Origin of the sequence: Variovorax sp. R-27, from assembly GCF_049913215.1 — a bacterium.
GTDB lineage: Bacteria > Pseudomonadota > Gammaproteobacteria > Burkholderiales > Burkholderiaceae_C > Variovorax.
In genome coordinates, this window is sequence record NZ_CP183984.1 from 6,167,239 (window position 1) to 6,186,727 (window position 19,489).

Annotated in this window: 17 protein-coding genes and 1 riboswitch; of the genes, 5 read left to right on the forward strand and 12 right to left on the reverse strand. The window is 67.1% G+C overall.

Features of this window, described 5'->3' with window-relative positions; all coding sequences use genetic code 11:
* Positions 1-72 precede the first annotated feature (72 nt).
* Entirely contained in the window at positions 73-1,101 is a 1,029-nt protein-coding gene (locus ACN9MV_RS28945) for an AraC family transcriptional regulator (protein WP_426390538.1), read from the forward strand.
* Between the two features lie 70 nt (positions 1,102-1,171).
* Here ACN9MV_RS28945 and ACN9MV_RS28950 read toward each other — a convergent pair whose 3' ends face one another.
* From ACN9MV_RS28950 to ACN9MV_RS28970, 5 genes are all read right to left on the reverse strand, one after another.
* A complete protein-coding gene (locus ACN9MV_RS28950) occupies positions 1,172-1,498 on the reverse strand; it encodes a thioredoxin family protein (protein ID WP_426390539.1) in 327 nt (108 codons plus the stop codon).
* Positions 1,499-1,549: 51 nt separating this feature from the next.
* A complete protein-coding gene (locus ACN9MV_RS28955) occupies positions 1,550-2,242 on the reverse strand; it encodes an HAD family hydrolase (RefSeq protein ID WP_093056755.1) in 693 nt (230 codons plus the stop codon).
* Positions 2,243-2,305: 63 nt separating this feature from the next.
* The gene (thiC, locus tag ACN9MV_RS28960) at positions 2,306-4,189 is read right to left on the reverse strand and encodes a phosphomethylpyrimidine synthase ThiC (protein ID WP_426390540.1); all 1,884 of its coding nucleotides are present in this window, start codon (positions 4,187-4,189) and stop codon (positions 2,306-2,308) included.
* Positions 4,190-4,279: 90 nt separating this feature from the next.
* Positions 4,280-4,385: riboswitch (TPP riboswitch) on the reverse strand.
* A 26-nt stretch (positions 4,386-4,411) separates the two neighbouring features.
* Complete coding sequence (locus tag ACN9MV_RS28965) at positions 4,412-4,846, reverse strand: YchJ family protein (protein WP_093177258.1); 435 nt, start codon at positions 4,844-4,846, stop codon at positions 4,412-4,414.
* A gap of 56 nt (positions 4,847-4,902) precedes the next feature.
* Positions 4,903-6,675 carry a hybrid sensor histidine kinase/response regulator gene (locus ACN9MV_RS28970; RefSeq protein WP_426390541.1) on the reverse strand — a complete coding sequence of 591 codons (1,773 nt, stop codon included), beginning with the start codon at positions 6,673-6,675 and terminating at the stop codon, positions 4,903-4,905.
* Between the two features lie 179 nt (positions 6,676-6,854).
* Between ACN9MV_RS28970 and ACN9MV_RS28975 the strand changes: the two genes are divergently transcribed.
* Positions 6,855-7,601: a helix-turn-helix transcriptional regulator gene (locus ACN9MV_RS28975; RefSeq protein WP_354338716.1), complete on the forward strand. Its 747-nt coding sequence runs from the start codon at positions 6,855-6,857 to the stop codon at positions 7,599-7,601.
* Here the strand turns inward: ACN9MV_RS28975 and iaaH are convergent.
* The 7 genes from iaaH to ACN9MV_RS29010 form a co-directional block, all read right to left on the reverse strand.
* Entirely contained in the window at positions 7,594-9,105 is a 1,512-nt protein-coding gene (gene iaaH / locus ACN9MV_RS28980; protein WP_426390542.1) for an indoleacetamide hydrolase, read from the reverse strand. The genes ACN9MV_RS28975 and iaaH overlap by 8 nt on opposite strands.
* A gap of 130 nt (positions 9,106-9,235) precedes the next feature.
* Complete coding sequence (locus tag ACN9MV_RS28985) at positions 9,236-10,366, reverse strand: acyl-CoA dehydrogenase family protein (RefSeq protein WP_426390543.1); 1,131 nt, start codon at positions 10,364-10,366, stop codon at positions 9,236-9,238.
* 33 nt (positions 10,367-10,399) lie between these two features.
* The gene (locus ACN9MV_RS28990) at positions 10,400-11,647 is read right to left on the reverse strand and encodes a glutamate carboxypeptidase (protein ID WP_093056761.1); all 1,248 of its coding nucleotides are present in this window, start codon (positions 11,645-11,647) and stop codon (positions 10,400-10,402) included.
* Positions 11,648-11,733: 86 nt separating this feature from the next.
* A complete protein-coding gene (locus tag ACN9MV_RS28995; RefSeq protein WP_426390544.1) occupies positions 11,734-12,918 on the reverse strand; it encodes an acetyl-CoA C-acyltransferase in 1,185 nt (394 codons plus the stop codon).
* 46 nt (positions 12,919-12,964) lie between these two features.
* A complete protein-coding gene (gene aceK, locus ACN9MV_RS29000; protein WP_093078329.1) occupies positions 12,965-14,785 on the reverse strand; it encodes a bifunctional isocitrate dehydrogenase kinase/phosphatase in 1,821 nt (606 codons plus the stop codon).
* Positions 14,786-14,818: 33 nt separating this feature from the next.
* Positions 14,819-15,607, reverse strand: a complete 789-nt coding sequence (gene can / locus ACN9MV_RS29005) for a carbonate dehydratase (RefSeq protein ID WP_093056764.1) — start codon at positions 15,605-15,607, stop codon at positions 14,819-14,821.
* 29 nt (positions 15,608-15,636) lie between these two features.
* Positions 15,637-16,065, reverse strand: coding sequence for a MerR family transcriptional regulator (locus ACN9MV_RS29010; RefSeq protein ID WP_426390545.1), 429 nt, complete (start codon positions 16,063-16,065; stop codon positions 15,637-15,639).
* A gap of 106 nt (positions 16,066-16,171) precedes the next feature.
* On the opposite strand from ACN9MV_RS29010, the gene ACN9MV_RS29015 reads away from it, so the two are divergent.
* The 3 genes from ACN9MV_RS29015 to ACN9MV_RS29025 are packed head-to-tail and all read left to right on the forward strand — an operon-like array spanning position 16,172 to position 19,474.
* On the forward strand, positions 16,172-17,236 hold the full coding sequence (locus ACN9MV_RS29015) for an MBL fold metallo-hydrolase (RefSeq protein ID WP_093056766.1): 1,065 nt from the start codon (positions 16,172-16,174) through the stop codon (positions 17,234-17,236).
* Positions 17,237-17,246: 10 nt separating this feature from the next.
* Positions 17,247-18,557, forward strand: coding sequence for a leucine-rich repeat-containing protein kinase family protein (locus ACN9MV_RS29020; RefSeq protein WP_426390546.1), 1,311 nt, complete (start codon positions 17,247-17,249; stop codon positions 18,555-18,557).
* Complete coding sequence (locus ACN9MV_RS29025; RefSeq protein ID WP_426390547.1) at positions 18,554-19,474, forward strand: pseudouridine synthase; 921 nt, start codon at positions 18,554-18,556, stop codon at positions 19,472-19,474. The genes ACN9MV_RS29020 and ACN9MV_RS29025 overlap by 4 nt, the downstream gene beginning before the upstream one ends.
* The last annotated feature ends 15 nt before the right edge of the window (positions 19,475-19,489 follow it).

The following is a 19,489-nucleotide window of genomic DNA, read 5'->3' on the forward strand; positions in this document are numbered from 1 at the left end:
AGCTTACGCCTCGTCGTGCCGCAATTGGCGCCACAATGGTTGCAAATTACGCCACGACCGATCCGTCGAGCCATGTCGCCCCCGTCGTTCCTCAGACCCGCCCGCGCCGTCACGCCGATGGCCTTCGTGAGAGCTATCGTGCAGGGCTACGAGCGCTACGGCATGGACCCCGCCGAGGCGCTGAAGGCGGCACAGATCACGCCGCGCGAACTGGCCCGGCCGGGCGCGCGGGTGACGGCCGCGCAGTTCGAGGTGCTGTCGGGCCACGCCATGCAGGAGCTCGACGACGAAACACTCGGCTGGTTCTCGCGGCGCCTGCCCTGGGGCACCTACGGCCTGCTGTGCCGCGCCTCACTGAGCTCGCCCGACCTGGGCGTGGCCATCAAGCGCTGGTGCCGCCACCACCGGCTGCTGACCGAGGACATCGGCCTGTCGCTCGAAGTGGCCGGCGGCGTGGCCACGCTGCGCATCGCCGAGAACGTCCCGCTGGACGACGCCTTCCGCGAGTTCTGCCTGGTGACCACCCTGCGCTTCGTGCACGGCTACATGTGCTGGGCCATCGACTCGCGCATCTCGCTGCGACACGCGAGCTTTCCGTTTGCCGCGCCACCGCACAGCGACGCCTATCCGCTGATGTTCACGCCAGACGTGCGCTTCGACGCGCCGCAGGCGGGCATCAGTTTCGACGAGCGCTATCTCGCCCTGCCCTTGCAGCGAGACGAACGCGCGCTGCGCACCATGCTCAGGCGCGCACTGCCGCTCACAATCCTGCAGTACCGGCGCGACCGCCTGCTGGGCCAGCGCGTGCGCGAACTGCTGCGTTCGCGCGCCAGCGAGGCCACCACCGCCGAGGCGCTGGCCGGGCTGCTCAACGTGTCGAGCCGCACGCTGCACCGGCAACTGCACGAGGAAGGCACTTCGCTGCAGGCGCTGAAGAACGAGGTGCGCCACGAGATGGCTGTCGACCTGTTGCGCCGCACCACGCGGCCTGTCAAGCAGGTGGCGCTGGCCGTGGGGTTTCGCAACGAGAAGAGTTTTTCGCGGGCGTTCCTGCAGTGGACGGGGTATGCGCCTCGCGACTTTCGGCAGCAGGGGCTGTAGCGGAGGGCGTTTGGGGCACGTTCGGGGTGCGTGCGAATGACACCGGGTACTCCCCTCCGGGAATGACGCGTCAGCTAGGCTGCGCGATCAACTCAAGCGCGTCGGCAATCGACTGACTGTCCTCAGGCCGCACCAGCTTCGCAACCTGCTTGCCGTCACGCATGAACACCAGCGTAGGCCAGAGCCGCACGTTGAACGAACGACCCAGCGGACGCCCGCTGCCGTCTTCGACCTTGATGCGGCGAATGTCCGGGTACTTGGCAAAGGCCTCGGCGATGTTCGGCTGGGCGGCCTTGCAGATGCCGCACCAGTTGGTGCCGAACTCGACCACGGCAGGGCCGGTGAGCGCGTCGATCTCGCTGCGGTCGGGCTGCTCGGTTTTGTATTCGGAAGTCATGGGAAGTGGTTCCTGCTGCTCGGGAGTTGCGCCCTGCATTCCACCAGAAACTCAGGCCGCCTGCAGCCCGTAGCCCGAAAGCAGCGCCGGCAGTTCGGCCATGTCGCTGAACACTTTCACCGCGCCCACGCTGAGCAGAGGGCCGGGGCCGCTGTGGCCCGATTCGCCGGTGCTGTAGCCGAACACAGTGGCTCCTGCAGCCACGCCGGCCATTGCGCCGGTGACGGTGTCTTCGACGATGGCGCAGCGCTTCGGGTCGACGCCGAGGGCTTCCGCCGCAGCGAGATACACGTCGGGGTGCGGCTTGGAGCGCGGCATCTCGTGTCCGCTGAAGATGCGGCCCTGGAAATAGTCGAGCATGCCGACCTTCGCAAGCTGCAGTTCGACCTTGTGGCGGTCGGCACCGGAAGCGCAGGCGATGCGGCCCTTGAGCCTTGAATGGATTTCGCGGATGGCGGCGGGCGCGTGGGGAATGGCGACGAGGTCGCGCTCCAGCGCCTCATTGCGGCGGGCGCGGAAGGTCTTGAGCCAGTCGTCGGTGATCCTGACGCCGGTCTTCGTCTCGATGAGCGCCGCCTCGTCCTTCACCGCCTTGCCGGTGAAGGTGTTCATCGATTCCTCGGTCGTGATGTGCCAGCCGAGCTCGCCGAGCATTTCGGCGAGCACGCGGTTGGTGATGGGTTCGGAGTCGACGAGCACGCCGTCGCAGTCGAAGAGAACGGCGGAAAAAGGAAAGGGGGTCATTGCGGTGCCGGAGTTCGGTGATTGGCCCCATGGTAGCAACGCCCCCTTTTCGCAGGAGGAAGCTCAGGCTATCGGACGGATCGGGATGTACATCTCGCCGCCACCGGCCATGAATTCCTTCGACTTCTCTTCCATGCCCTCGGCCATGGCGGCTGCCTCGGCCACGCCCTTCTTCGCTGCGTATTCGCGCACTTCCTGCGTGATCTTCATCGAGCAGAACTTGGGCCCGCACATCGAACAGAAATGCGCCACCTTGCTCGAATCCTTCGGAAGCGTCTCGTCATGGAATTCGCGCGCGGTGTCGGGGTCGAGGCCCAGGTTGAACTGGTCCTGCCAGCGGAATTCGAAGCGCGCCTTGCTCAGCGCATCGTCGCGCGAGCGGGCCCCAGGGTGCCCCTTGGCCACATCCGCCGCATGCGCGGCGATCTTGTAGGCAATGATCCCCTGCTTCACGTCGTCGCGGTCCGGCAGCCCCAGGTGCTCCTTCGGAGTCACGTAGCAAAGCATCGCGGTGCCGGCCCAGCCGATCATGGCCGCGCCGATAGCACTGGCAATGTGGTCGTAGCCCGGCGCGATGTCGATGGTCAGCGGCCCGAGCGTGTAGAACGGCGCCTCGTGGCAGTGCTTGAGCTGCTCGTCCATGTTCGATTGGATCATGTGCATCGGCACGTGGCCCGGCCCTTCGATCATGGTCTGCACGTCGTGCTTCCATGCGATCTGCGTGAGTTCGCCCAGCGTGCGCAACTCGGCGAACTGCGCTTCGTCGTTGGCGTCGGCGCCCGAGCCGGGACGCAGGCCATCGCCGAGCGAGAAGCTCACGTCGTAGGCCTTCATGATGTCGCAGATGTCTTCGAAGTGCGTGTAGAGAAAGCTCTCCTTGTGGTGCGCGATGCACCACTTGGCCATGATCGATCCGCCGCGCGACACGATGCCCGTCATGCGGTCGGCCGTGAGGTGGATGAACGGCAGGCGCAGCCCGGCGTGGATGGTGAAGTAGTCGACGCCCTGCTCCGCCTGCTCGATCAGCGTGTCGCGATAGATCTCCCAGGTCAGGTCTTCGGCCACGCCGCCCACCTTCTCGAGCGCCTGGTAGATGGGCACCGTGCCGATGGGCACCGGCGAGTTGCGCACGATCCAGTCGCGCGTGGTGTGGATGTTCTTGCCGGTCGACAGGTCCATCACGTTGTCGGCGCCCCAGCGAATGGCCCACACCAGCTTCTCGACCTCTTCCTCGATGCTCGAGGTGACGGCCGAGTTGCCGATGTTGGCGTTGATCTTCACCTTGAAGTTGCGGCCGATGGCCATCGGCTCGACTTCGGGGTGGTTGATGTTCGCGGGAATGATCGCGCGGCCGCGGGCCACTTCGTCGCGCACGAACTCGGGCGTGATGATGCGCGGAATGGTCGCGCCCATCGGGTTGCCCATCACGCGCCTGGCGCGCTCTTCGTTGGCGAGGTACTCGGCCATCCACTCGCGCTTGCCGTTCTCGCGCAAGGCCACGTACTCCATTTCGGGCGTGACGATGCCGCGGCGCGCGTAGTGCATCTGCGTGACGTTGGCGCCCGACTTCGCGCGGCGCGGCGTGCGCTGCAGTGCCGAGGCGCCGGCGCGCAGTTCGGCCAGGCGTTGCGCGTCGCGGTCTTCGTTCTTGGCGCCGTCGTCAAGCGCGTGATGCGTGCGGCCTTCGTAACTTTCGGTGTCGTTGCGCTCCAGCACCCAGGCGCCGCGCACGTCGGGCAGGCCGCGGCGCACGTCGATCTCGACCTTCGGGTCTGTGTACGGGCCCGAGGTGTCGTAGAGCGACACGGTCTCGCCGTTGGTCAGCGCAACGTCGCGCACGGGCACGAACAGGTCGGGCCGGCTGCCCGGAATGACGCACTTGTGCGACGCGGGAAAAGGCTCGCGCGTCAGCGAAAGCAGCGTGGTGAACTTGTCGGGGGCATTCATCGGAGGCACTCCTTGTTGAGGAAAGGGTGCTCCGCAATCGCTCGGTGGGCTTCGGGAAGCCCGTCACGGAAGGGGGAGTGACGGACCGAAGTCAGGGAGTGCAGCTCTTCTTACGCCGGTATGACCCGGATCAAGTTCGCGGGTCGGCTGCTTTGCCATCTCAGCACGCCACATGCGTGCACCCCGGAGCGGGGCCGATTGTGCGGGCCTCGGCCCGGTGCGTCAACCCAGGGGTACTTGCAGGTCGCCGTCCAGGTAGTACCAGCGGTCGCCTTCGCGCACGAAGCGGCTGCGCTCGTGCAGGCGCGTGGCGGCACCCGTGGCCGCGCTGCGCTGACGCGCGACGAACTCGATTTCGGCATGGTCCGCGTCGAGCACCGAGCGCGAGCGGATGTCCAGCCCCAGCCACTTGACGCCCGGCTCGAACTCGATCGAGGCCGGCCGCTTCGACGCGTGCCAGGTGGCGAGCAGGTATTCGCCGCGCTCCAGCACGAAGGCCGAATAGCGCGAACGCATCAGCGATTCGGCGTCGGGCGCGGGCGTGTTCCCGAAATCGTCGAGATAGCGGCCACAGCACAGGGCGTAGCCGATGGGCTTGTCGCGGCGGTCTGTACGGCCGCAGGGGCAAGGTCCGGTGGTGGGATCGTTGGCGCTCATGAAGACCGCTATTGGAACACCTTGCGGGCCGGGCGCGGACAGGGCAAGCCCCGAGGCTAGGCAGGCCGGCTTGCGGCAATGGCTTCCTGCAGGGCCTGCGCGCCCGCCGGCTTGTAGATCAGCGCATAGCCCGCGCGCTCGACCTCGGCCCGCGTCGCATGCGCGGTTTCGCCGGTGAGGATGACGACGTTGCGCGCCTTGCCGACCGCCTGCAGGGCTTGCGCGGCGGCCAGGCCCGAGAGGCCGCTGCCCAGGCGCAGGTCGCTCAGCATCAGGTCGAACATGCCGCCGTGCTGCAGCGCCTCGCGCGGGTTTGCGGCCACCGCAACCTCGTGGCCCCAGCCGACGAGCAGCGAACGCATGGCTTCGCGCACGGGCTGCTCGTCGTCGAGCACGAGGATGCGGATCGGCGCCAGCGGTGCATTGCCGACAGGCTCCGGCAGCGCCTCGCCGGCCTGTACCTCGGATCCCGGCGGCGCGGCCGCCTCTTCCAGTACCAGCGAGAAGGTGCTGCCGCGGCCCGGCGCGGTGCGCACCTCGATGCGCGAACCCATCACGTGCGCCATGCTCGCCACCAGCGACAGGCCCAGCCCGAGGCCGCGGCTGCGGTCGCGGCCCGGGTTGTCGACCTGGAAGAACTCCTCGAACACATGCGTCTGGTGCTGCGCCTCGATGCCCACGCCCGAGTCGCGCACCTCGATGCGCCACGCGGGCACACCGCTGGGCGGGCGCTGCAGCCGCCGCGCGAAGACGAAGACGGTGCCCGCCGGCGTGTACTTGATGGCGTTGTCCACCAAGTTGCCGAGCAGCCGCGCGAGCATGCGCGCATCGGCGCGCACGACGGCCTCGGTCGGGCGAACGCGCAGATCGAGCCCCTTGGCATCGGCCAGCGCGGCGAAGCGGCCGTTCAGCGCCTCGAAGATCGGGTCCAGGTGCAGGGGCTCCAGCCGCACCGGGGCCACGCCGCCGTCGAGCTGCGCGATGTCGAGCAGGGCATCGACCGAAGCGCGCAATGCATCGACGCTGTCGCGCATGAAGCGCAGGTTGTCGGCGCTCGGCGCGCTGCGGGTGTTGAGCGCGTCGACGAAGATCGCCAGCGCATGCATCGGCTGGCGCAGGTCGTGGTTGGCTGCCGCGAAGATGCGCGCGCGCTGCGCCGCGAGCTGCGCCACGTGGTCGAGCTGGCGCGCGAGCGCATCGGCCAGACGCGCGTTCTCGAAGCCGTGCTCGATGGAACGCACGATCAGCCGGTTCTGCTTGCGCGCGTAGTACAGCGCGGCAAACATCTGCGAGACCACCAGGCAGCCCATGAGGATGGTCACGCTGCCCGGCTCCACCACCAGCCGCAGCGCCATGCCGAGGAACATCGGCACGCTGAAGCACAGCGCGGCCAGCCACCACTGCGCGAGCGCCGCGATGACGACGCTCGATACACCGCTGATGAAGAAATACATCAGCAAAATCAGCGTGAGGTTGTCGTGCGGAAAGAAGAGCCACGGCGCCAGCCCCCAGATCAGCCCCGGCACCAGCATGCGCACCTCCAGCCGCCGGCGCGTGCGCACTGCCGTGGCCACGTCGATGCTGGCCGGATCCACGCGGCGAAGGTGGCGGTGCCGCTGCCACTGCGAGGTGTGCACCAGCAGGCCCCACACCATCGCACCGGGGTTGCGCGTGAGTACGAGAAAAGTAATCCAGAAGATGGCCGCGACGGTGGCTGCCATCAGCGGTGTGTCGTAGGTGTCGTCCACGTAGGCCCGCGCGAGGCTCTGGTCGACCAGTGGATTGGGGTTGGGCGACTCGACCCAGTAGTCGCGCAGGCGGCGCAGCATTTGCCCCGGAAAAGGGGGGCGGCTGGAGCTGGAGGAAGACGACTGCATGGGCGAAGAAACCGGCTTTCGATTCTGCGCGCATTGCCTGCCAGAGCGCATCCCCTGCGGGCATCCACCCTTGGCGCGGCGCTTGCTAAACGTTAGCGTTACAACGGCTCCCTCGAGAAAGTCGGCGATGTATGTACCTCACAGGCTCTGAACAGCACGCACTGCGCGGCGTTTTCACGCTGCTGGCGGAAGACCGCGGCGAGCAGGAGATCCGCGAGCGCCTGGGCTGGGCGCTGCTCGACCTGCTGCATGCGGACCAGTTCGCCTCGTTCGTGTGGGACGCCGCCAGCGGCAGCTTCGGCGCGCGCGTGGCGCTGCACATGGACCCCGCGAATCTCGACAGCTATGCGCAGTGGCACCAGCACCACGACCCGATCACATTCGTGCTGCAGTCGCGGCGCCGCGCCACACGCGTGACCGAAGTGATGCCGCAGCGCGAGCTGATGCGCACCGCCTTCTTCAACGACTTTCTCGCGCGCGACGGGCTGCACTGGGGCATGAACCTGCATGCCTTCGAGGGCGAACGCGCGCTGGGAGACCTGCGCATCTGGCGCCGCAAGGGGCGCAGCGATTTCGGCGATCACGAGAAGGCGTTGCTCGACCTGATCGAGCCGGCGTTCGCGGGCGCCCTGCAACGGGCGCAGCGCGCGACTGCTCCGGCGTCCGGGGCGCGCGAAGCCGCGTGGGCCTTGCTGAGCGTGCGCGAGCAGGAAGTGGCCCGCTGCGTGCGCGAAGGGCTCACCGACAAGGAGATCGCGCGGCGCCTCGCGGTGGGCGTGCCCACCGTGCGCACCTACCTGCGGCGCATCTTCGACAAGCTGGGCATCGAGCGCCGCTCGGCGCTCGCAGGCTGGGCCATGCCGCTCGCGCTCACTTAGGCGCCGGCAGCCGGCCGAGCACCTGCTCCACCGCCATGCCCACGGCCAGCAGCTTGCGGTCGCTGCCGGCAGAGCCGTCCAGCTCCAGGCCCACGGGCAGGCCGCTGGTTGCGCCGAGGCCCGATGGCAACTGCACGCCCGGTATGCCGGCGTTGCTGCCCGGGTCGGTGTTCTGGATCAGCGAGTCGAAGTTCTTGGGGCTGCTGGCTTCGGCCCCCGCGGCCAGTGCCACGCGCGGCACCGTCGGGAACACCAGTGCGTCGAGCCTGTTCTTCGCGAAGGTGTCGCGGTAGAGCTTCTGCAGAGCGGGGCGCGCGACGCGCATCGCGTTCTCGTAGACCGGCTTCGCATCGACCACGCCACTGGCTGCGGGCAGCTTGCGCGGGATGACGAAGGTCTCGAAGGTGCCCTTGACGTCGGGGCTGGCGATGCCGGCCGTGAGCTGCGCAATGTCGATGCCCGTGCGGTACTTCGCGAGGTAGGTCACCATGTCGTCGTGCGCCTCGTAGAGCGCCAGCGGAAAGCCGACCGCGCCGTTGAGCTCCATCAGCTTCGGCATCTCCACATCGACCAGCGTGACGCCGGCCGCGCGCAGTTTCGCAAACGCGGCATCGGTGGCGGCGCGCGTGTCGGCGTCGAGATTGGCCTGCATGGCCGGCACCACGCCAAGGCGCAGGCGCTTCAAGTCGGCAGGCTTGAGCGGCTTGCCGCCCGCGATGACGCCGTCGAGCAGCGCCACGTCGGCCATCGATTGCGCCATCGGCCCCGCCGTGTCGCGCGTGTGCGAGATCGGCGCAATGCCCTGCTGCGGATAGCGCCCCACTGTCGGACGCAGCGACGCACAGCCGTTGAACGCACACGGAATGCGCACCGACCCGCCCGTGTCGGTGCCCAGCGCGGCCGGCGCCATGCGCGCACCCAGCGCGGTGCCGTTGCCCGACGACGAGCCGCCCGCGATGCGCGTCGCGTCGTAGGCATTGCGCACGCCCACCTCGGGGCCGGTCTGGAACGCGGGGTTGTAGCCGGTGACACCGAAGGCCAGTTCGTGCATGTTCGTCTTGCCGAGCACCACCGCACCGGCCGCACGCAGCCTGGCCACCACCGGGGCGTCGGCGGAGGGCACGAAGCCCTTGAGCGCGGGTGTGCCGGCCGTCGCGGGCAGGCCCTGCACCTGGATGTTGTCCTTGATGGCCACCGGCAGGCCGGCCAGCGGCTTGCAGGCGCCACCGCGCTTGCGCAGTGCATCGGCGGCGCGCGCGGCCTTCAGCGCGCCGGCTTCGTCTAGCGTGATGAAGGCGTTGAGGTTGGCTTTGGCCCTGGCTTGGGCGAGATACGCCGTCACCAACTGCTCGCTGGTGACGGTGCCGGCGCACAGTTGCTGCACGGCTTCGGTCGCGCTCAGAGTGGAAATATCAGGGGCTGCGAGCTGCGCGCGCGCCGGCAGGGCCACGGCACCGATGCACAGGAGTGCCAATGCGGGGGAAGCGGTTCTGAAGATGGACATGGCAAAGACCTCCGACAAAGAGGCCACCATGCTGCGCCTGCTGCGCGTATCTGTCTGTCATCCAAACCGATGACAGACGGGTGGGGGTTGCGGCGCTACCGGAACATCACCCGCCCCGGCCGCATGTCGCTCACGCCAGCGCGCGTTGAATCAGCAGCTTCTGTATGTCCGAAGTGCCTTCATAGATCTGGCACACGCGCACGTCGCGGTAGATGCGCTCCAGCGGAAAGTCGTTCACGTAGCCGTAGCCGCCCAGCGTCTGGATGGCCGCGCTGCACACGCGCTCGGCCATCTCGCTGGCGAACAGCTTGGCCATGGCGGCTTCCTTCAGGCAGGGCAAGCCGGCGTCGCGCAGGCTCGCGGCATGCCAGATCAACTGGCGCGCGGCCTCGATCTGCGTCGCGCATTCGGCCAGGCGAAAGCCCACGGCCTGCTGCTCGAAGATCGAGCCGCCAAAGGCCTGGCGTTCCTTGGCATAGGCCAGCGCCACGTCGAAGGCGCTGCGTGCCATGCCCACGCTCTGCGCGGCAATGCCGATGCGGCCGCCTTCGAGCGCGCCGAGCGCGATCTTGTAGCCCTCGCCTTCCGCGCCGATCAGGTTCTCGCGCGGGATGCGGCAGCCGTCGAAGTTGATCTGCGCTGTGTCGCTGCTGTGCTGGCCCAGCTTGTCTTCGAGGCGCGCGACGTTGTAGCCCGCCGCATCGGTCGGCACGATGAACGCGCTCATGCCGCGCTTGCCCGCGCCCTTGTCCGTTACCGCGATGACGATGGCCACCTGGCCGTTCTTGCCGCTGGTGATGAACTGCTTCACACCGTCGATCACGTAGGCGTCGCCGTCCTTGCGCGCCGTGGTGCGCAGGCTCGAGGCATCGCTGCCTGCCTGCGGCTCGGTGAGACAGAAGGCGCCGAGCATCTGGCCCTGCGCCAGCGGTTCGAGCCACTGCTTCTTCTGCTGCGCGTTGCCGTAGCGCATGAGGATGGCGTTGACCGGGCAGTTGGTCACGCTGATGGCGGTGCTGGTGCCGCCGTCGCCGGCCGCGATTTCCTCCAGCACCAGCGCGAGAGTGAGGTAGTCGAGGCCGGCGCCGCCGTTCTCTTCGGGCACGCAGATGCCGTAGGCGCCCAGCGCCGCGAGGCCCTGGTGGGCCTCCTTCGGAAAGCTGTGCTCGCGGTCCCACTTGGGCGCGTTGGGCCAGAGTTCGGCTTGCGAGAAATCGCGCACCGCGTCGCGGATGGCTTCCTGGTCGGTGCTGAGCAGCATGGCGTTGTCTCCTGTCTTTTCTTCTGTTCGTGCTTACTTGCCGGCGCCCAGATCCATGATCAGGCGAGCGGCCATGTACAGGCGGCGCGGAATGGCGCTGATGTCCACGTACTCGGCCTTGTCGCTGTGGTAGCCGAAGCCCGGCAGGCCCAGGCTCTCGATCACGGGCTTGCCCGAGAGCGCCGCATAGGCTGCGTCGGTGCCGCCGCCGGTGCGCTCTTCCACGCCCAGCGTGCCGCCGGCTTCCTTGTAGTAGCCCACGGCCTTGTCGACCAGCTTCTTGCCGCCTTCGCCGGCATTGAAGGCCGGGCGGCCGCGCGTGACGATCACCTTGACGTCGGCCTCGGGCAGTTTCTTCTGCTGCGCGCGTTCTTCCAGCGTCTTCATCGCGGCATCGAAGTCTTCGTTGCGCGCATAGCGCACGTCGGCATTCAGCGTGGCGCTGGCGGGAATGATGTTCGACACGTTGCCGGCCTTGGCAATGGTCCAGTTGAAGCGCAGGTTCTTCGACTTGTCGTCGATGCTCATGGTGCGCAGCACGAGGTCGGAAGCCTCGACCAGCGCGTTCACGCCCAGCTCGGGCGCCGCGCCCGCATGCGAGGCCTTGCCGGTGATGTTGACCTGCACATAGGCGATGCCCGAGGTACCGAGCGAGAGCTTCTCGTCGCCGGCGCTGGTGGGCTCGAAGGAGAGCACGTAGTCGGCCAGCTTGGCTTCTTCCTGGATCAGGTCGCGCGAGCCGAAGGAGCCTTTTTCTTCATCAGTGTTGAACAGCACGGTGATGGTGCCGTAGTCGCGCACGCCGTAGTCCTTCAGCAGCTTGAGCGTGTGCAGGATGACGGCGTTGCCGCCCTTGTCGTCGGCAATGCCGGGGCCGTAGGCCTTGTCGCCTTCGATCTTGAACGGCGCCTTCGCGAGGATGCCCTTCAGGTACACGGTGTCCATGTGCGAGAGCAGCAGCAGGTTCTTGCCGCCGCGGCCCTTGATCTTGCCCACGATGTTGTCGCCCACCACGATGCCGGCCGACTTGCTGCGCGTGACGGTGAAGCCCAGGTTCTTGAGTTCGCCCTCGAGGTAGCTGCCGGCGGCGGCGATGCCTTCGGCGTCACCGGTGCCGGTCTCGATGTTGACCAGCTTTTCCAGCGTCTTGATCACCGCGGGCTGCTCGTCGGTGGCAGCCTGGAACAGCACGTTGTCGCGCTTCTGGGCCCAGGTGGCGCCCGCCACGAAGGCGGTGGCCAGCACGGCGGCGATGGCGGTACGGTGGATGGATGGGCGCATGAAATCTCCTGCTCTACGCATTGTTTGAAGTGTCTGAATGAAAAAGCCGGCAAACGCCCATCCCTCGGACGCCCCGGCCATTGTTTTTATAGCAATTCGAGTGCCACCGCGGTGCCTTCGCCCCCACCGATGCAAAGCGTCGCCACGCCGCGCGTCTTGCCGCGCGCCTTCAGCGCATGGATCAGCGTGACCATGATTCGAGCGCCGCTGGCGCCGATCGGGTGGCCCAGCGCGCAGGCGCCGCCGTGCACGTTGACGATCTCGTGCGACACGTCGAGCTCGTGCATCAGTGCCATCGGCACCACGGCGAAGGCTTCGTTCACTTCCCACAGGTCGACGTCCTTCACCTTCCAGCCGGTCTTCTGGAACAGCTTGGCGACGGCACCGACGGGCGCGGTCGAGAACCACTCGGGCTGCTGCGCGTGCGTGGCGTGGCCGACGATGCGGGCGATGGGCCTGGCGCCGATCTTCTTCGCGTGCGACTCGGTCATCATGATCAGCGCGGCCGCACCGTCGTTGATCGACGAGCTCGATGCGGCGGTGATAGTGCCGTTTTCTTTCTTGAACGCGGGCTTCAGCGTGGGAATCTTGTCGAGCTTGACCTTGCCCGGGCCTTCGTCGATCGAAATGACGGTGTCGCCGCCGCGGCCCTTGACCGTGACGGGCACGATCTCGTCCTTGAAGAGGCCGGTGTCGGTGGCCTTCTTGGCGCGCTCGACGCTGGCGATGGCAAACGCATCCTGCTGCTCGCGCGTGAACTTGTACTTGGCCGCGCAGTCTTCGCCGAAGGTACCCATCGAGCGGCCCGGCTGGTAGGCGTCTTCGAGGCCGTCGAGCATCATGTGGTCGAAGATGCGGTCGTGGCCCATGCGGTAGCCGCCGCGGCCCTTGAGCATGAGGTAGGGCGCGTTGGTCATGCTTTCCATACCGCCGGCCACCATCACGTCGTGCGTGCCGGCCAGCAGCAGGTCGTGCGCGAGCATCGCGGCCTTCATGGCCGATCCGCACATCTTGCTGAGCGTGACTGCCCCTGCGCTGTCGGGCAGGCCGCCCTTGTAGGCCGCCTGGCGCGCCGGGGCCTGGCCCTGGCCTGCCATCAGGCAGTTGCCGAACAGCACTTCGCCCACGCTCTCGGGCGCGATGCCGGCGCGCTCGACGGCGGCCTTGATGGCTGCGCCGCCGAGGTCGTGCGCGGAGAGGGACGAGAAGTCGCCCTGGAAGCTGCCCATGGGGGTGCGGGCGGCGCCGACGATGACGATGGATTCGGACATGGAGGTCTCCTTCAGAAGTGTGAAAGCGGAATCAAGAAGCGATCGGTCAGAAATGCGTCGCGTGCCCTTCGTGCTGGAAGCGCTGCGATTCTTCGTACGGGAACACATCGAGCATCTGCCCGGCCTGGATGCGTTCCTTGTGGTGCTGCCAGAAAGCGGCGTCGAGCAAGTCGGCGTGGTGCGCCATGAAGGCTTCGCGCACGTCCTTGTTGCCCAGCAAAAAGGGCTCGAAGGTTTCGGGAAACACGTCCTTCGGCCCCACCGAGTACCAGACCTCGCCGCTCATCTCGTCTTCTTCGTTGCGCGGCGTGGGCACCTTGCGGAACTTGCAGTCGGTGACGTATTCGATTTCGTCGTAGTCGTAGAACACGACCTTGCCGCCGCGCGTGACGCCGAAGTTCTTCCACAGCATGTCGCCGGGGAAGATGTTGGCTGCGACCATGTCCTTGATGGCGTTGCCGTACTCGATCACCGCGTGCTCCAGCTGGTCTTTCGCGCGCCTGGCATGCGCCGGGCTCTCGGGGTGGGCCAGCGTGTCGAAGGCTTCCTGCAGGTAGATGTTGAGCGGGATCATCCGCCGCTCGATGTAGACGTGCTTGACCACGACTTCCATTTCCCCGTTGCCGTCGCGGTCGCCGATCTCGAGCTGGCTGGGCGCGAACTTGCGGATTTCCTCGATCAGCTCGGGCTCGAAGCGATCGAGCGGAAAACCCACGTCGCTGTACTCCAGCGTGTCGGCCATGCGGCCCACGCGGTCGTGCTGCTTCACGAGCATGTACTTGCCCTTGATCTGCTCGCGCGTGGTGTCTTTCTGCGGCGGATAGAAGTCCTTGATGACCTTGAACACGAAGGGGAACGACGGCAGGTCGAACACCAGCATCACCATGCCCTTGATGCCGGGCGCGATGCGGAAGCGGTCGCTCGAATAGTTCAGGTGCGAGAGGAAGTCTCGGTAGAACAGCGTCTTGCCCTGCTTGGCAAGGCCGAGCGCGTTGTAGATCTCGGCGCGCGGCTTGCGCGGCATGAGCGAGCGCAAAAACTGCACCCAGGCCGAGGGCACCTCCATGTCGACCATGAAGTACGCGCGCGCAAAGCTGAACAGCATCTGCAGGTCGTCTTCGCCGAACAGCGCCGCGTCGATGTAGAACTTGCCGTGGCTGTCGTGCAGGATCGGCAGCGAGAACGGAATCTCGGTGAAGCCGTTCATGATCTTGCCGACCACGTACGCGCCCTTGTTGCGAAAGAACAGGCCCGACAGCACCTGCAGCTGGAAGTTGGCGCGCAGCTTGACCTGGTGGAAGCGGTTCAGGATGACGTGCGCCACGCGCTCCGCATCGCGCCGCTTGTTGGCAAAGCTGCCGAGCAGAGCGAAGTCGTCGAGCATCTGCTCGAGGGTGTCGGCCAGCGTGTCGGGCTCCGGGTAATACGGCCGGTAGGTGGGCGCGCCGCGCGGCTCGATGTACTCGGTGCTGATGGCCGGGCGCACGAAGATGAAGTCGTTCTGGAAGTACGCGCGGTGCAGGATCTTCGTGGTCACCGAGTTGAAGAAGCTCTCGGCCAGCTCGGGCTGGTGGTGGTCCACCAGCAGCCCGATGTAGTGCAGCTTGATCTGGTGCCACACGTCCATGGGCTGGTCGCCGGCCTTGAACTCTTTTTCGAGCCGGGCCACGGCCTCGCTCACGCGCAGGTCGTAGAACTCGATGCGCTCGCGCTGCGCCCGCTGCTGGCCGTGCCAGTCAGCGGTTTCGAAACGGTGCTTGGCGCGCGCCGACTCGGCGCGGAACAGCCGGTAGTGCCGGTTGAAGCCGTCCATCATCGCCTTCGCGATGTCGTAGGCCAGCGGCGAATCGAGGCGCTGCGGGAACATGGGCGGGCAGGCAATTGGAGGCGCCCGGGCCGCTCAGGCAGCGGCGGCGTCTGTCGTGCCGTCAGCCTCGGGCTGCGGCGTCATGGCCTGCGCCTCCTGCACCGACTGGTTCACCTGCGTGCCCTGCAGCGTCAGCGACTGGATCACCTCGCCGGGCTTGCTCCACTTGTAGCGGATGCGCTGCACCGCAGCCTTGTACACCGCGTCGAGCGGCTTGGCACCGTCGACGCTCAGGCCCAGGTCCTGCAGCAGGCCGTCGTGCACGCCGAAGGTCCAGCCGTGGATGCGCACCTTCTGGCCGCGCGCCCAGGCGTCGACCATGACGGTGCTGACGGCCACGTTGACCACCTGCTCGGCCACGTTGAGCTCGCACAGCGCATCGACGCGCGCTTCTTCGGGCAGGCTTTCGAGCATCACGCTGTGGCGGTCGCGCACGTCCTGAATGTGGCGGATCCAGTTGTCTGCCAGGCCGATGCGCTTGCCGCTGAGCGCGGCCTTGACGCCGGCGCAGCCGTAATGGCCGACCACCATGATGTGCTCGACCTTCAGGTGCTCCACCGCGAACTGGATCGCCGAGAGCGCATTGAGGTCGGAGTGCACCACGATGTTGGCGACGTTGCGGTGCACGAACACTTCACCCGGCTCCAGGCCGGTGATCTGGTTGGCGGGCACGCGGCTGTCGGAACAGCCGATCCACATGTAGCGCGGCGTCTGCTGCTTCACCAGGCTGGTGAAGAAACCGGGCCGGTCGCGCTCCATCTGGGCAGACCAGGCGCGGTTGTGGGCAAAGAGGTCGTCGAGGTTATCGGTGTTGTCGGGCATAGGCGGCTATTGTCGATGAGTCGTGTTTTTCAGGCTCTGGCTTCGGCGGGCTTGCGCGTCTTGTTTGTCTCTTTCGCTTTTTGCGCCTTGGCAAGGGTGGCCCGCCCCTTCTTTTCGTGCTCCCGCACCTCCACGAGATTGGCTTGCAGCTCGGCCAGCTGCGCCTCGAGCTGGGCCCGGTGGGCGCCCAGCACGCCGAGGAATTTTTCCAGCTGCGGCACGGTGTCGCGCGGGCTGTCGTACATGTCGAGGATGTCTTTTGCCTCCGTCAGGCTCAGGCCGAGGCGCTTGGCGCGCAGCGTGAGCGTGAGCCGGGCGCGGTCGCGTGCGCTGTAGATGCGCTGCAGGCCGGCCCGCTCGGGCGTGAGCAGGCCCATGTCCTCGTAGAAGCGGATGGCCCGCGTCGTGAGGTCGAATTCCTTCGCGAGCTGGCTGATGGTGAAGGTTTGCGCAGGCATGGCGGGGGTCTGGAGAAGGGGCGTTACGGGCGCGACAGCAGGTTTGCGCCGCGATCCCTACAATGGTGCCACTACTCCATGACGTTTACGTAAACGTCAATCTTACATGAACCTCCTCGAACGCGAACTCCACTACCCCCTCGGCGACACGCTCCCCGAGCCCGGTGAAACCCTGGAAGTGGCGCCCGGCGTGCGCTGGATTCGAATGCGGCTGCCCTTTGCGCTCGACCACATCAACCTCTGGCTGCTGCGCGACACCCTCGACGGCGTCGAGGGCTGGACGGTGGTCGACTGCTGCATCGCCCGCGACGAGGCGCGCGCGCAGTGGGAGCAGGTGTTCGAGACGCAGCTGCAGGGCATGCCGATCCTGCGCGTCATCGTCACGCACATGCATCCCGACCACATCGGACTGGCCGACTGGCTCTGCACGCGCTGGAACGCACCGCTGTGGATCAGCTCGACCGACTACCACGTGGCCCGCGTGCTCAGCACCGCCGGCGACACCCTGGCGGGCGGCGAACCGGCGGCGCGCTTCTTTGCCTCGCACGGCCTGACCGACCCCGAATCCATCGCCAAGATCCGCGCGCGCACCAACTACTACGCGAACATGGTTCCCTCGGTGCCCGAGAGCTTCGTGCGCATGCTCGACGGCGACATCGTCACCATCGGCGGCCACGACTGGCGCTGCATCAGCGGCTACGGCCACGCACCCGAGCACATCGCACTGTACTGCGACGACCTGAAGCTGCTGCTGGGCGGCGACATGATGCTGCCGCGCATTTCCACCAACGTGAGCGTGCACGCGGGCGAACCCGAGGCGAACTCGCTGCGCCTTTTTCTCGACAGCATCGACAAGTTCAAGGCCCTGCCGGCCGACACGCTGGGCCTGCCTTCGCATGGCAAGCCCTTCCGAGGCATCCACCGACGCGTAGACCAGCTGCAGGAGCACCACCGCGACCGGCTGGCAGAGCTGCTCGAAGCCTGTACGGCACGCGCGCTGACGGCGGCCGAAGGCCTGCCGATTCTGTTCAAGCGCGAGCTCGACCTGCACCAGATGACCTTCGCCATGGGCGAAACGGTGGCCCACCTGCACCTGCTGTGGTTCTCCGGCCAGGTGAAGCGCGAACTGGGCAAGGACGGCATCTACCGCTTCGGCGCGAAGGCCGCCTAAACTCCCCCGGATGGACGACATGCTGGCTCAGCTGCGCGCGGGCCGGCTGGCAGGCGCAAAAAGAATCGATCTCTCGTGCGGACTCACCGAGTTTCCGCGCGAGCTTTTCGACCTCGCGGATTCGCTCGAGGTGCTGAACCTGTCGGGCAATGCGCTCGACACGCTGCCCGACGACCTGAACCGCCTGCACAGGCTGCGCGTGCTGTTCTGCTCGGACAACCGCTTCACCACGCTGCCCGAGTCGATCGGCCGGTGCCACGACCTCGACATCGTCGGCTTCAAGGCCAACCAGATCCGCACGGTGCCGGCCGCAGCGTTGCCGGCCTCGTTGCGCTGGCTGATCCTCACCGACAACCAGATCGAAGAACTGCCCGACTCCCTCGGCGAATGCACGCGGATGCAGAAGCTCATGCTGGCGGGCAACCGCCTGCGCGCGCTGCCGCAGTCGATGACCGCGTTCAAGCAGCTCGAACTGCTGCGCATCTCGGCCAACCGCTTCGAGACGCTGCCCGCATGGCTGCCCTCGCTGCCGCGCCTGTCGTGGCTCGCCTGCGCGGGCAATCCCTTCGACACGCAGGCCGAAGACGCGGCGATCACCGCGCAGTCGGTGCCGCACATCGACTGGCGCGAACTGGCGCTGGGCAGGAAGCTCGGCGAAGGCGCGTCGGGTGTGATCCATCAAGCCACGCTCGGCAAAGCACAGCAGGTGGCGGTCAAGCTCTTCAAGGGTGCAGTCACCAGCGATGGCTGGCCGCACAGTGAAATGGCCGCCTGCATCGCGGCCGGCGTGCACCCCACGCTGATCGCTGCGCAGAGCCGCATCGACGGGCACCCCGAAGGCACGGAAGGCCTGGTGATGTGGCTGGTCGATCCGTCATTCGTCACCCTCGCGGGGCCACCGAGCCTCGCTTCATGCACGCGCGACGTCTATGCCGAGGAAGCGCGTTGGACGTCCGGCGTGGCGCTGCGCATCGCACGCGACATCGCCTCCGCCATGCAGCACCTGCATGCGCGAGGGATTCTTCACGGCGACCTCTACGCGCACAACATCCTGTGGCACGCACAGCGCGGCGGCCGGCTCGGCGACTTCGGCGCGGCCTGGATGACCGGCGCGCTCGACGCGGCACAGACGCGCGCGTTCCAGGCGCTGGAAATGCGCGCCTTCGGCTGCCTGCTGGAAGAACTGCTCGAACGCTGCACCGACGCGGTGCCCGCATCGGTGACCACGCTGAAAGACCGCTGCCTGCAGCCCGACGCCGCCGCGCGCCCGACCTTCGCCCAAGCGCTGTCGTTGCTGCAGCAGGCATCTTCATCGCCATGACCCGGCGCCGACCGCCGCAGCTGCCGCTACCCACGCGCGACGGCGTAGGCCCGAGCTGCGTCGGCCTGTCTTCCGGCCCCTGGCCGACCATTGCCGAATTCCTGATCGAGCGTTTTCCCGCGATCACGCGCCAGGCCTGGCTCGAGCGCATCGAAGCGAACGACGTCATCGACGAGCATGGCGTGCCCGTGACCGCGACGCGACGCTACCAGTCGCCGCTGCGCGTGTACTACTACCGCACGCTCGACGACGAAGTGCCCATCCCCTTCGAAGAGCAGATCGTGTTCCAGGACGACGATCTGCTGGTCGTGGACAAGCCCCCCTTCGTGCCCGTCACGCCCACCGGCAAGTACCTGCAGGAAAGCCTGCTGGTACGCCTCAAGCGCAAGCTGAAGCTCGACGACCTCGTGCCGATGCACCGCATCGATCGCAGCACCTCGGGGCTGGTGCTGTTCTCGGTGCGGCACGCCACGCGCGGCGCGTACCAGGCGATGTTTCCCGAGCGCCGCATCGCCAAGCACTACGAGGCCGTCGTGCCGTGGCGCGAGGGCGTGTCGTCTGTGCCCGAGGTCTATCGCAGCCGTCTGGTCGACGACGAACATTTCATGCGCGTGCGGGAAGAGCCCGGTGAACCCAACTCCGAAACCCGCATCGAGGTACAGGAGGTGCGCGACGGCCATGCACTGCTGAAGCTCTCGCCGGTGACGGGCCGCAAGCACCAGCTGCGCGTGCACTGCATGGCACTGGGCATGCCGATCGTGAACGACCCGATCTACCCCGTACTGCTGCCCGAGGGCGCGGACGACTTCGGCAAGCCCTTGCAGCTGCTGGCCCGGTCGCTGGCCTTCCTCGATCCGGTGACCGGCGACCTGCGCAGCTTCACGAGCCCCCGGAGCCTGTCGCTGACACCGAGGTGACGCGCGCGCGGCGCG